Source organism: Actinomycetospora soli (assembly GCF_021026295.1).
GTDB classification, from domain to species: Bacteria; Actinomycetota; Actinomycetes; order Mycobacteriales; family Pseudonocardiaceae; genus Actinomycetospora; species Actinomycetospora soli.
On sequence record NZ_JAJNDA010000047.1, the window covers coordinates 1 to 12504 of the forward strand.

The following is a 12504-nucleotide window of genomic DNA, read 5'->3' on the forward strand; positions in this document are numbered from 1 at the left end:
CCGCGCCCCCGCCGGACCGGACGACCGAGCGCCCGCCGCAGCCGGGGTCGGCGCCCGCGCCGGACCGGACCACCGAGATTCCGCCGCAGACGGGGTCGGCCCCCGCGCCGGACCGGACCACCGAGATCCCGCCGCAGACCGGGTCGGCCTCCGCGCCGCCGGCCGCTCCTCCGCAGGCCGCCCCGCCGGCCGCTCCGCCTGCTCCTCCGCAGGCTGCCCCGCCGGCCGCCGCGCCGCAGGCGCCGGCCGCGGACGTGGCGCCCGCCCCGAGCGAGCCCATCGCGTCGCCCGAGGGTCGGCTCGAGCGGCTCCGCGGTCGTCTGGGGCGCAGCCGGTCCACCCTCGGCACGGGGCTGCTCGGCCTCCTCGGCGCCGGCGACCTGGACGAGGACTCCTGGGAGGAGGTCGAGGACCAGCTCCTCATGGCGGACCTCGGCTCGGCGACGACGCAGGAGGTCGTCGGCAAGCTCCGCGAGCGGATCGCCTCCCGGGGCGTCCGCACGTCCGACGAGGTCCGCGAACTGCTGCACGAGGTCCTCGTCGAGACGCTCGGCACCGACATGGAGCGCTCCGTGCGCGCCCTCGCCCACGACGGACGGCCCGCCGTGGTGCTCGTCGTCGGGGTCAACGGCACCGGCAAGACCACGACCACCGGCAAGCTCGCCCGCGTGCTCGTCGGCGGCGGGCACGAGATCGTCCTCGGCGCGGCCGACACCTTCCGCGCGGCCGCGGCCGAGCAGCTGCAGACCTGGGGGGAGCGGGCCGGCGCGCGCGTCGTGCGCGGCGCCGAGGGTGCCGACCCCGCCAGCGTGGCGTTCGACGCCGTGAAGCGCGGCGCCGACGCGGGGGTCGACGCCGTGCTGCTCGACACCGCGGGCCGGCTGCACACGAAGACCGGCCTCATGGACGAGCTCGGCAAGGTCAAGCGCGTCGTCGAGCGCCAGGCCGAGGTCGACGAGGTGCTGCTGGTGCTCGACGCGACCACCGGGCAGAACGGGCTCACGCAGGCCCGCGTGTTCCGCGAGGTCGTCGACGTCACCGGTGTGGTCCTGACGAAGCTCGACGGCACCGCCAAGGGCGGCATCGTCTTCCAGGTCCAGCGCGAGCTCGGCGTGCCGGTGAAGCTCGTCGGTCTCGGGGAGGGCCCCGACGACCTCGCCCCGTTCGAGCCCGCCGCGTTCGTGGACGCCCTGCTGCGCTGAGCACGAGGGTGACGAGGGGCAGGTCCGGGAGTCCCGGGGCCTGCCTGCCGTCACCCTCGCAGCGGCGGCACACGACGAGCCCGATCGGGTGACACGCAGCGTGATCGACGCGCCGCGGGAATCACCCACCGTCACTGCCCACGGGTGACTCACGCCACGAAGTCCCGCGATGTCCGCTTCGGCAACCTGATGGTCACACGGACCGGCGGGCTGTTAACTGCCGAGAAACACCGCCGGACGTCGCCGGAAACAAGCTCTCAGCATTCTTCCCTCCCAGTGACCGCCACGCCGGATGGCGACCGCAGGAGGGACGAACGCTCGTGTTGAATGCCGGAAGTACCGCGTGGGTACTCGTCAGCGCTGCGCTGGTGATGCTCATGACCCCAGGGCTCGCGTTCTTCTACGGCGGCATGGTCCGCTCGAGAAGCGTCCTGAACATGCTCATGATGAACTTCATGTGCCTGGCGATCGTGCCGGTGCTGTGGTGCCTCTACGGGTTCTCGTTGGCCTTCGGCAACGACATCGGCGGCGGCCTCCTCGGCGGCCTCGAGTACGTCGGCCTGAACGGTCTGCCGACCGACCCGATCGGCACCGACCCCGACAAGATCCCGATCCTCGCGTTCGCGATGTTCCAGCTGATGTTCGCGGTCATCACCCCCGCGCTGATCGCGGGTGCGGTGCCGGAGCGGACGAAGTTCTGGAGCTGGGGCATCTTCGTCGTGCTCTGGTCGACGATCGTCTACTTCCCCGTCGCCCACTGGGTCTTCTCGTTCGACGGCGTCACCGCCGAGACCGGCGGCTGGATCGCCAACGGCATCAAGGCGCTGGACTTCGCCGGTGGTACCGCGGTCCACATCAACGCCGGTGCGGCGGGTCTCGCCCTCGCGATCGTGCTCGGCAAGCGCCGCGGCTGGCCGCGTGACCCGGGCCGTCCGCACTCGCTGCCCTTCGTGCTCCTCGGCGCGAGCCTGCTGTGGTTCGGCTGGTTCGGCTTCAACGCCGGCTCCTCGCTGGGCGCCAACGCCAACGCCGCGATCGCCTTCACGACGACGATGCTGGCCACCGCCGCCGCGACCGTCGGCTGGCTCGTCGTCGAGCAGTTCCGGGACGGCAGGCCGACCACGCTCGGGGCCGCCTCCGGTGCCGTCGCGGGCCTCGTCGCGATCACCCCGGCCGCCGCGTTCGTCACCCCGCTGGGCGGCCTGGCCATCGGCGTCATCGCCGGTGCGGTCTGCGCCCTGTGCGTCTCGCTGAAGTTCCGCTTCGGCTTCGACGACTCGCTCGACGTGGTGGCCGTCCACCTCGTCGGTGGTCTGATCGGCACGCTGCTCATCGGCCTCTTCGGCTCCACCTCGCTGAACGAGGCGAGCGTCGACGGCCTGTTCTACGGCGGCGGGCTCGGGCAGCTGGGCATCCAGGCCCTGGCCGCGGCGACGGTGCTCGTCTACTCCTTCGTCGTCACGGCGATCATCGCGCTGCTCATCAAGGTGACGATCGGCTTCCGCGTCAGCGCCGAGGACGAGTCGACCGGCATCGACGAGTCCCAGCACGCCGAGACCGGGTACGACTACTCCGGGCTGCGCTCGGGCGGCGGGAGCGGTTCGATCCTCGAGGCCGCGACGTCGAAGGTGCCGGCCTCGGCCGGTCAGGAGGGCTGACCCGTGAAGATGGTGACAGCGATCATCAAGCCGTTCGTCCTGGAGGACGTGAAGGGGGCGCTCGAGCAGCTCGGCGTCCTGGGGATGACCGTGAGCGAGGTCCAGGGCTACGGCCGCCAGAAGGGCCACACCGAGGTCTACCGCGGTGCGGAGTACTCGGTGGACTTCGTGCCCAAGGTCCGCATCGAGGTCGTCACCGACGACTCCACCGCGGAGAAGGTCCTCGACGCGATCGCCGAGACCGCCCGCACCGGCAAGATCGGTGACGGCAAGGTCTGGGTGACCCCGATCGAGACCGTGGTGCGCGTGCGCACCGGCGAGCGCGGGGCCGACGCCCTCTAGCTCGCAGGTCGACCGGCACCGGACCCGTCGTCGGGAGCTTCCCGACGGCGGGCCCGGTGCTGCCACGTCGACCCCCGGAAGTCACCGTGCGCCCCCGTCGGTGGGGCCGCACCACCGGAGAGGACGGGCATGGTCGCAGTGGGGTCGGGGCGAGCCGGGGACGAGTCCGGGGGAGCGCTCCCGTCGCTGGCGGTCTCGGGGGAGTCGGACGAGGGCGCGGCCGTCGACCTGGTCCGCGCCCGGACCGCCCTGCTCTCGCCCCCGCCCGGAGCCCGGCGCCTCGGCCCCGCGGCACTGCGCGAGGCGCTCGTCGAACTGCACGACTTCTGGCTCGCCACCCGCGCCGCCGCCGTCGGCGTCGGCCCGGGGACCGGCACCGCACTCGTGGCGGTCGGGGCGCTCGGACGCCGCGAGCTCGCGCCCTGGTCCGACCTCGACCTCGTGCTCGTGCACGACGGAACGGGCCGCAGCCGCGGGAAGGCCCCCGACGAGGTCGCCCGGATCGCCGACGCGCTCTGGTACCCGCTGTGGGACGCCGGCATCGGCCTGGACCACTCGGTCCGCACCGTCGGCGAGGCGGTCGGGGTCGCCACCGAGGACCTGCGCGTCGCCCTGGGGCTGCTCGAGGTGCGCCTCATCGCGGGCGACGCCGAGCTCGCCGAACGGCTGTCCTCCTCCGCCCGCCAGGCGTGGCGGGCGGGCATCCGTGGCCGGTTCGACGACCTGGTGGAGGCCACCCGTGCGCGCTGGCAGCGCTCCGGCGAGGTCGCCCACCGGGTCGAGCCCGACCTCAAGAACGGCCGCGGCGGCCTGCGCGACGTCCAGCTCCTCGACGCCCTCGCCGCCGCCCAGCTCGTCGACCGCCCCGCCGTCGACGTCCGCTCCGCGCGCGGGCTCATGCTCGACCTGCGCACCGAGCTGCACCGCCGCGCCGGCCGTGCGCGCGACGTGCTGCAGGCCGAGGACGCGCACGAGCTCGCCGGCGTGCCCGACCTCGGCGTCACCGACCGCTACGACCTCGCCCGCTCGCTCTCCGGCGCCGCCCGCACCGTCGTCTACGCGACCGACGTCGCCCTGCGCTCGGCCCGGGCCGCGCTGCCGCGCCGGGGCCTCGCCGCCCTGCGCCGCACCCCGACCCGTCGCGGTCTGGACGAGGGCGTCGTCGAGCAGGGCGGCGAGATCGTGCTGGCCCGCGAGGCCCAGGTCACCCGCGACCCCGCCCTCGTCCTGCGGCTCGCGGCCGTGGCGGCGCGCACCGGCCTGCCGATCGCCGCCGGGACGCTGCGCCGGCTCGCCGACGCCGCCCCCGAGCTCCGCGAGCCGTGGCCCCGCGCCGCCCGCGAGGAGCTGCTCGCCCTGCTCGCCGCCGGCGAGGGCATGGTCGACGTGATCGAGGCGCTCGACCGCACCGGGCTCTGGGGCCGGCTGTTCCCGGAGTGGGGCGCCGTGCGCGACCTGCCCCCGCGCGACCGCGCGCACGTCTGGACCGTGGACCGCCACCTCGTCGAGGTGACCCGCCGCGCGTCGGAGCTGACCACCCGGGTCGCCCGGCCGGACCTGCTGCTCATCGGGGCCCTGGTCCACGACATCGGCAAGGGGCGCGACGAGGACCACTCGGTCGTCGGCGCGGAGCTCGCGCGGCACCTCGGCCGTCGGCTCGGGCTCTGGCCGGCCGACGTCGAGACCCTCGGGCAGATGGTGCGCCACCACCTGCTGCTGCCGCACACGGCGCAGCGGCGCGACCCGGAGGACCCGGCGACGGTGCAGCGGGTCGTGGACACCCTCGAGGGCGACCCGGTCCTGCTCGAACTGCTCCACGCCCTCGCCGAGGCGGACGCGCTCGGGACCGGACCCGGCGTCTGGACCCCGTGGCGGGCGACCCTGCTCGGCGACCTGGTCCGGCGCTGCCGCCAGGTGATGGCCGGCGGCGGGATGCCAGGCCCGGAGCCGCTCTCCGACGACCGGCTCGCGCTGGCGCGGTCGGTCGCCGCCAGCGGGAGCCCGGAGGTCTCGGTCGAGGCCGCGGACGAGCTGACCACGGTGACGATGACGGTCGCCGCGCCCGACCGGCCGGGGCTGCTCAGCCGGGCCGCGGGGGTGCTGGCGCTGCACTCGCTGCAGGTGCACGCCGCGGTGCTCGTCGAGCACGACGGCGTGGCCGTCGACAGCTTCACGGTCTCGCCGCGGTTCGGTCGTCTCCCCGAGGCGTCCCTGCTGCGGGAGGACCTGGTGCGGGTGCTCAAGGGCTCCCTCGACCTCCCCGCGCGCCTCGCCGCCAAGGAGCGGGACTACTCGTCGTCGCGGGCCGCCGGCGCCGCCCCGCCCGCGACCCGCGTGCTGTGGTTCGACGACGAGGCGACCGGCGCGGTGGTGCTCGAACTGCGGACCGCCGACCGCATCGGCCTGCTCCACGGGGTGGCCGCGGCGCTGGAGGCCGAGGGCGTGGACGTGCGCTGGGCGCGGGTGTCGACCCTCGGCTCGTCGGTGGTCGACGCCTTCTGCCTCGAGGCGTCGCCGGACGGCGAGTCCGGCGAGCACGACAGCCCCGGGACCGGCCGCGTGGTCCCGCTCGACCCGACCCGCCGTCGGGCGATCGAGGCGGCGGTGATGGCGGCGGTCGCCCCCGACCCCTCCTGACGACGGGGTGCGGCACGAGCCCGGAAAACCGGTCGAACCGGACGTGCGGCGCTGGCAGGGTCCCCGCCCGTGCACATCGTCATGGTCGGCGCCGGCGCCCACGGCCACATCAACCCGAACCTGCCGGTGATCGCCGAGCTGGTCGCCCGCGGGCACCGGGTGCAGTACGCGATCCCGGCCCCGTTCGCCGAGCTGGTGGCGTCCTCGGGGGCGACGCCGCTCGTCCACACGTCGGTCCTCCCGGACGAGACGCGCGACGAGCGCTGGCCGGACGACCCCGTCGTCGGGATGGGGCTCTTCCTCGACGAGGGCCGCCACGTGACCCCGCAGCTGGAGGCGGCGCTGACGGACGACCGGCCGGACGTGTTCCTCGCCGACATCGGCGGCTACGCGGCGCGGGTGCTGGGGCTCCGGTGGGGCGTGCCGTGCCTGCAGCTCTCGCCGGCGATGGTGGCGTGGGAGGGGTTCGAGCAGGACACCGGCATGGCCGAGCTGTACGCGAGTCCGGCGGGGCAGGAGTACCTGGCGCGGTTCGCCGCCTGGCTCGCCGCCGAGGGCGTGGACCTCGCGCCGGAGACGTTCGTCGGGGTGCCGGACACCTCGGTCGTGCTGATCCCGCGCCTGCTCCAGCCGCACGCCGAGAAGGTCGACCCGGACCGCTACACCTTCGTCGGGCCGTGCCTGGACGCCCGGGCGCACCAGGGTGACTGGTCCGAGGACGTCGACGTGCTGGTCTCCCTGGGCTCGGCCTACACCGCCGACCCGGCCTTCTGGCGCACGGTCGCCGAGGCGTTCGCCGGACGGCGGGTGGTGCTGGCGATCGGGCGGCGGATCGACCCGGCCACCCTCGGCCCGCTGCCCGCGGGCACCACCGCGCACGCCTGGATCCCGCAGCTGGCGGTCCTGCGCCGGACCTCGCTGTTCGTCACCCACGCCGGCATGGGCGGGTGCTCCGAGGGGCTCGCGACCGCGACGCCGATGATCGCGATCCCGCAGGCGGTCGACCAGTTCGGCAACGCGGAGATGCTGGCGGAGGCCGGGGTGGGCGTCGTCGTGGAGCGCGACGCGGTGACCGCGGCGGCGCTGCGGGAGGCGGCCGTCGCGCTCGACACCGACGCGGTCCGCGCCCGGTGCGCCGGTGCGGCGGCGGACCTCGAGGCGGCCGGGGGTGCGCGCCGGGCGGCGGACCTCGTGGAGGCCGCGCGTTCCTGACGACGGGTGGCCGAGCACCGTCGGGCCCGCCGGTTAGGCTGGAGGTCCGTCGGGGGCCGCCCGCGTGGGAGTCCCGCGGCGGTCCGACCAGCCAGACCCCGGGAGTACGCCCGCCGTGTTCGACACCCTCTCCGATCGCCTCACATCGGTCCTGTCGGACCTGCGCGGCAAGGGCCGGCTCTCCGAGTCCGACATCGACACCACGTGCCGCGAGATCCGCATCGCGCTGCTCGAGGCGGACGTCGCCCTCCCCGTGGTGCGCGCCTTCGTCAAGCAGATCAAGGAGCGGGCGAAGGGCGCGGAGGTCTCCGAGGCGCTCAACCCCGCCCAGCAGGTCGTCAAGATCGTCAACGAGGAGCTCATCGGGGTCCTCGGCGGCGAGACCCGGCGCGTGCGGTTCGCGAAGAACCCGCCGACCGTGATCATGCTGGCCGGTCTGCAGGGCTCCGGCAAGACCACGCTGGCCGGCAAGCTCGCGCGCTGGCTGAAGAACCAGGGCCACACGCCGATGCTCGCGGCCTGCGACCTGCAGCGTCCGAACGCGGTGAACCAGCTGCAGATCGTCGGCCAGCGCGCCGGCGTCGAGGTGTTCGCCCCGGAGCCCGGGAACGGCGTGGGCGACCCGGTCGACGTCGCCCGCCGCGCCGTGGCCGACGCCCGCACCCGCCAGTACGACGTGCTCGTCGTCGACACCGCGGGTCGTCTCGGTGTCGACGAGGAGCTGATGGCGCAGGCCGCGGACATCCGCGACGCGGTCACGCCGGACGAGATCCTGTTCGTGCTCGACGCCATGGTCGGTCAGGACGCGGTGAACACCGCCGAGGCCTTCCGCGACGGCGTCGGCTTCAACGGCGTGGTGCTCACCAAGCTCGACGGCGACGCCCGCGGTGGTGCGGCGCTCTCGGTCCGCGAGGTCACCGGCCAGCCGATCCTCTTCGCCTCCAACGGCGAGGGCCTCGACGAGTTCGACGTCTTCCACCCCGACCGGATGGCCTCGCGCATCCTCGGCATGGGCGACGTCCTGTCCCTCATCGAGCAGGCCGAGCAGGCGTTCGAGGAGGGGCAGGCCGAGAAGGCCGCCCAGAAGATGTCCGAGGGCGAGTTCACCCTCGAGGACTTCCTGGAGCAGATGCAGGCGGTCCGCAAGATGGGCCCGATCGCCAACATCCTCGGCATGCTGCCGGGCGCGGCGAACATGAAGGACCAGCTCGGCCAGATCGACGAGAAGCACCTCGACCGCGTGCAGGCCATCATCCGCGGCATGACGCCCGCGGAGCGGGCCGACCCCAAGATGATCAACGGGTCGCGGCGGCTGCGGATCGCGAACGGCTCCGGTGTCGGCGTCTCCGACGTCAACCAGCTCGTCGACCGCTTCTTCGACGCGAAGAAGATGATGACGAAGATGGCCGGCCAGTTCGGGCTGCCCGGCTCGGCGGGGCGCGGTGCCGCCCGCAAGGCCGCGCGCAACGCCCGCAAGGGCGGCGGGCGTCCGCAGCAGCGGGGGCCGAAGCAGATGCCGGCGATCGCGGGCATCGCCACCGAGAGCGGCGGCCAGCGTCAGGTCGGCTCCTACGAGACGCCGGGCCTGAACCAGCTCCCGCCCGGGCTCGCCGGCATGAACGAGCTGCCGGCCGACTTCGACCCGTCGGCCCTGTCGTTCCCGGGCACCAAGTCCGGCGGCGGGCCGAAGGGCAACAAGAAGAAGCGCCGCAAGTAGGTCAGCGGGTCAGGTCCACCCGCAGCCGGAACGGGGCGTGGGCGAGCACGTGCGCCGACGCCGCGACCTGCTGGTGGACCCCGTCGCGCAACGCGAACACGCGGATCGTCGGCGGCTCGGGGGTGACCCGCCAGACGTGCGGGACCCCGTGCTCGCCGTACACCGCGGGCGAGCTCGTGCGGTCGTCGGCGGTGGGCTCCACCTCGACGGCGAGGAGGACCTCGTCCGGGGCGTAGGACCGGCGCAGCGTGCGGGCGACCAGCAGATCCGGCGTCCGGACGAGGCCGCCGGGGACGTGGATCGGCTTCCTCCGCGGGACGACGAACCCGCCCGGCGCCTGGGCCTCGAGCGCCGCGGCGATCACCTCGGCGACCGGATGCACCGCGCGACCGTAGCGGGCGGCCCGTCGTCAGAGCCGGCCCCGGCCGGCCGCAAGATCCTGTTCTGCGGAGCGAGGTGCTCGCTGAGCGCGCACTTCGCTCGGCGCTTCCGGATCTTGCCCGGCGGGTGCGCCCCGTCGTCGGGAAGGCGCCCCGTGAGGGGAGGAGCCGAGCGCTCTCACGGCACGAGGGTTCCCCTCGCGCCCACGTCCCGTCTCCTAGGCTCCCGCATCGTGCCCCTCCACCTCCACGGCCCGGTCCTCGACGGCAGCGGCGACGACGCCCCGCGCGACCTCTGGGTCGGTGACGACGGCCTGATCACCGACGAGGCGATCGCCGGTGCCGACCGGATCGACGGCTGGATCCTGCCGGGCCTGGTCGACGCGCACTGCCACGTCGGGATCGGCCCGGACGGCCCGGTGGAGCTCGAGGAGGCGCGGACCCAGGGGCACACGGACGCGGCGTCCGGGGCGCTGCTGCTGCGCGACTGCGGCTCGCCGATCGACACCCGCCCGCTCGACGACGACCCGCGGATGCCCGAGATCGTCCGGGCCGGACGACACCTGGCGCGGCCGAAGCGCTACATCCGCGGTCTGCCGATCGACGCCGACGACCCCGCGGACCTGCCGCGCCTGGTCGCCGAGCAGGCGGACCGCAACCCCTGGGTGAAGCTCGTGGGCGACTGGATCGAGCGCGAGGCCGGCGACCTCACGCCCCTGTGGCCCGACGACGTGCTCGCCGAGGCCATCGCCGCCGCGCACGACCGGGGCGCCCGCGTCACCGCGCACGTCTTCGGGGAGCACGCCCTGCCCGGCCTGATCGGCGCGGGCATCGACTGCATCGAGCACGGGACGGGCCTGACCGACGAGACCATCGCGATGATGGCGCAGCGGGGGACCGCGCTGGTCCCGACGCTGATCAACGTCGAGAACTTCCCGTCCTTCGCCGACGCGGCGGGCGAGAAGTTCCCGGCCTACGGCGCCCACATGCGCGAGCTCTACGCGCGGTCCCGCGAGACGGTCGCCGCCGCGATCGACGCGGGCATCCCGGTCTACGCCGGGACCGACGCGGGCGGCGGCATCCGCCACGGCCGCATCGTCGACGAGATCGCGGCGCTCGCCGAGGTGGGCCTGGGCACGGAGCGGGCGCTCGCCGCGGCCTCGGGGGCGGCCCGCGCCTGGCTGGGGCGGCCGGGACCGGAGGCGGGGGCGCCGGCGGACGTCGTGGTCACCCCGGACGACCCGCGGAGCGACACCTCGGCGCTGCGCCGTCCGGTGGCCGTCCTGCGCCGGGGGCGGGCCCTGTAGTGCTCGACCTCAACGCCGACCTCGCCGAGGGCTTCGGCCCCTGGCCGCTCACCGACGACGACGCGCTGCTCGAGATCGTCACCTCCGCCAACGTGGCCTGCGGCTTCCACGCGGGCGACGCCGTGACGATGCGCCGCGTGTGCGCCCGGGCGGTGGAGCGGGGGGTGCGCATCGGCGCGCAGGTCTCCTACCGCGACCTCGCCGGCTTCGGCCGGCGGTTCCTCGACGTCGACCCCGGGACGCTCACCGCCGAGATCCTCTACCAGATCGGGGCGCTGCGGGCCTTCGGGCCGGTGGAGTACGTCAAGCCGCACGGGGCGCTCTACAACGCGGTGGTGCACCACGAGGCGCAGGCGCGCGCCGTGGTCGAGGCGGCCCGGGACGCGGGGGACCTGCCGGTGATGGGGCTGCCGGGCGGGAAGCTGCTCGAGTTCGCCGCCGACGCCGGGCTCACGACGATCGCCGAGGCGTTCGCCGACCGCGGCTACACCCCGGAGGGCACCCTCGTCCCGCGCTCCGAGCCCGGCGCGCTGCTGCCGGACACCGACGCCGTCGTCGAGCGCGCGGTGCGCCTGGCGCGGGACGGCGTGGTCGTCGCGGTGGACGGCACGGAGGTGCCCGTGCGCGCCGACTCGCTGTGCCTGCACGGGGACACCCCGGAGGCGGTCGGGAACGCGCGGGCGGTGCGTGCGGCGCTCCGGTAGCCCGGGCACCGGCGACGTGGCCGGTCTCTGGCACAATCGGGGAGTTGCGTCACGGCCACCCTCTCCCTGGGCCGTGACCGTCGGACCTCCGGCGCACGCACGGCACCCCACGCCGCGCGGGGACGTCGAGCACTCAGCAGTACCGCGAACGAGGAGTACACCGGACCCGTGGCCGTCAAGATCAAGCTCGCCCGCATGGGCAAGATCCGCGAGCCCCACTACCGCGTGGTCATCGCCGACGCCCGTAACCGTCGTGACGGGCGCGTCATCGAGACGATCGGCGAGTACCACCCGAAGGACAACCCGAGCACGATCAAGATCGACTCGGAGCGGGCGCAGTACTGGCTGGGCGTCGGCGCGCAGCCGACCGAGCCGGTGCACACCCTGCTGAAGGTGACCGGCGACTGGCAGAAGTTCAAGGGCCTGCCGCACACCGACGGCCGCCTGAAGAGCGCGCCGGAGAAGGTCGACAAGCAGGCCCGCTTCAACGAGGAGCTCGCCAAGGTCAGCGGCAACGCCGCTGCCGAGTGAGTCCTCGATGAGTGATCTCGCCGAGGCTCTCGAGCACCTGGTGCGCGGCATCGTCACGCACCCCGACGAGGTCTCCGTCGACCTCGTCACCAACCGCCGCGGCCGCACCCTCGAGGTCCGGGTCCACCCCGACGACCTGGGGAAGGTCATCGGCCGCGGCGGGCGCACCGCGACCGCGCTGCGCACCGTGATCAGCGGTGTCGGCGGGCGCGGTGTCCGGGTCGACGTCGTCGACACCGACCGCTAGATGAGCGCTGCCGACGATCCGTCCGACCTCCGCGTGGTCGGGCGGGTCGTCAAGGTGCACGGGCTGCGCGGCGAGCTCGTCGTCGAGCCCTCCACCGACGAGGTCGAGTCCCGGTTCGCCCCGGGCTCCCGGCTGCGCCTTCCCGACGGCGGGTTCCTGACGGTCGTCGGGGCCCGCTGGCACTCCGGACGGCTGCTGGTCGCGGCCGAGGAGGTGCCCGACCGGGACGCCGCCGAGCGGCTGCGCCGCGTGACGCTGTCCGCGCCACCCTCGGACTCCGCGCCGGACGACCCGGACGAGTTCCACGACCACCAGCTCGAGGGCCTGCGGGCCGAGCTGGCCGACGGCACGGTCGTCGGCACCGTCACCGCCGTCGACCACGGGGCGGGCGGCGAACTGCTCGTGATCGACCGCGACGGCTCCGAGCTCCTCGTGCCGTTCGTGCGCGCCATCGTGCCGACCGTGGACGTCCCCGGCGGCCGGGTGGTGCTCGACCCGCCCGACGGGCTGCTCGACCCGGAGTAGGGCCCCACCCCTCGTGGCAGGAAAGCGTCGTTGCTGTCGTCC

The 12504-nt window shown here is 74.7% G+C and carries 11 protein-coding genes and 1 pseudogene; 11 read left to right on the plus strand and 1 reads right to left on the minus strand.

What is annotated here, in order from left to right; all coding sequences use genetic code 11:
* The 6 genes from ftsY to ffh all read left to right on the plus strand — a co-directional run.
* Window positions 1–1202, plus strand: a 1202-nt coding sequence (ftsY, locus tag LN037_RS31485; RefSeq protein ID WP_230760963.1) for a signal recognition particle-docking protein FtsY, incomplete at its 5' end; no start/stop codon positions are given.
* Window positions 1203–1522: 320 nt separating this feature from the next.
* A complete protein-coding gene (locus LN037_RS31490; protein WP_308286220.1) occupies window positions 1523–2860 on the plus strand; it encodes an ammonium transporter in 1338 nt (445 codons plus the stop codon).
* Window positions 2861–2863: 3 nt separating this feature from the next.
* The gene (locus LN037_RS31495) at window positions 2864–3202 is read left to right on the plus strand and encodes a P-II family nitrogen regulator (RefSeq protein WP_179794233.1); all 339 of its coding nucleotides are present in this window, start codon (window positions 2864–2866) and stop codon (window positions 3200–3202) included.
* Between the two features lie 129 nt (window positions 3203–3331).
* A complete protein-coding gene (locus LN037_RS31500) occupies window positions 3332–5839 on the plus strand; it encodes a [protein-PII] uridylyltransferase (protein WP_230760965.1) in 2508 nt (835 codons plus the stop codon).
* An 81-nt stretch (window positions 5840–5920) separates the two neighbouring features.
* Window positions 5921–7051 carry a macrolide family glycosyltransferase gene (locus LN037_RS31505; protein WP_255695411.1) on the plus strand — a complete coding sequence of 377 codons (1131 nt, stop codon included), beginning with the start codon at window positions 5921–5923 and terminating at the stop codon, window positions 7049–7051.
* Window positions 7052–7166: 115 nt separating this feature from the next.
* The gene (gene ffh, locus LN037_RS31510; protein WP_230760968.1) at window positions 7167–8768 is read left to right on the plus strand and encodes a signal recognition particle protein; all 1602 of its coding nucleotides are present in this window, start codon (window positions 7167–7169) and stop codon (window positions 8766–8768) included.
* A 1-nt stretch (window position 8769) separates the two neighbouring features.
* Here ffh and LN037_RS31515 read toward each other — a convergent pair whose 3' ends face one another.
* On the minus strand, window positions 8770–9150 hold the full coding sequence (locus tag LN037_RS31515; RefSeq protein ID WP_230760970.1) for a Uma2 family endonuclease: 381 nt from the start codon (window positions 9148–9150) through the stop codon (window positions 8770–8772).
* Window positions 9151–9378: 228 nt separating this feature from the next.
* On the opposite strand from LN037_RS31515, the gene LN037_RS31520 reads away from it, so the two are divergent.
* The 5 genes and pseudogenes from LN037_RS31520 (at window position 9379) to rimM (ending at window position 12462) form a co-directional block, all read left to right on the plus strand.
* Complete coding sequence (locus LN037_RS31520; protein WP_372460577.1) at window positions 9379–10455, plus strand: amidohydrolase family protein; 1077 nt, start codon at window positions 9379–9381, stop codon at window positions 10453–10455.
* On the plus strand, window positions 10455–11159 hold the full coding sequence (locus LN037_RS31525) for a 5-oxoprolinase subunit PxpA (RefSeq protein WP_230760974.1): 705 nt from the start codon (window positions 10455–10457) through the stop codon (window positions 11157–11159). Before LN037_RS31520 ends, LN037_RS31525 begins: the two co-directional genes overlap by 1 nt.
* A 168-nt stretch (window positions 11160–11327) precedes the next feature.
* Window positions 11328–11687: pseudogene (rpsP, locus tag LN037_RS31530) on the plus strand (30S ribosomal protein S16); the annotation flags it as partial.
* Between the two features lie 10 nt (window positions 11688–11697).
* The gene (locus LN037_RS31535; RefSeq protein ID WP_018334829.1) at window positions 11698–11937 is read left to right on the plus strand and encodes an RNA-binding protein; all 240 of its coding nucleotides are present in this window, start codon (window positions 11698–11700) and stop codon (window positions 11935–11937) included.
* Window positions 11938–12462 (plus strand): ribosome maturation factor RimM, encoded by a 525-nt coding sequence (gene rimM, locus LN037_RS31540; protein WP_230760976.1) that lies wholly within the window; start codon window positions 11938–11940, stop codon window positions 12460–12462.
* The last annotated feature ends 42 nt before the right edge of the window (window positions 12463–12504 follow it).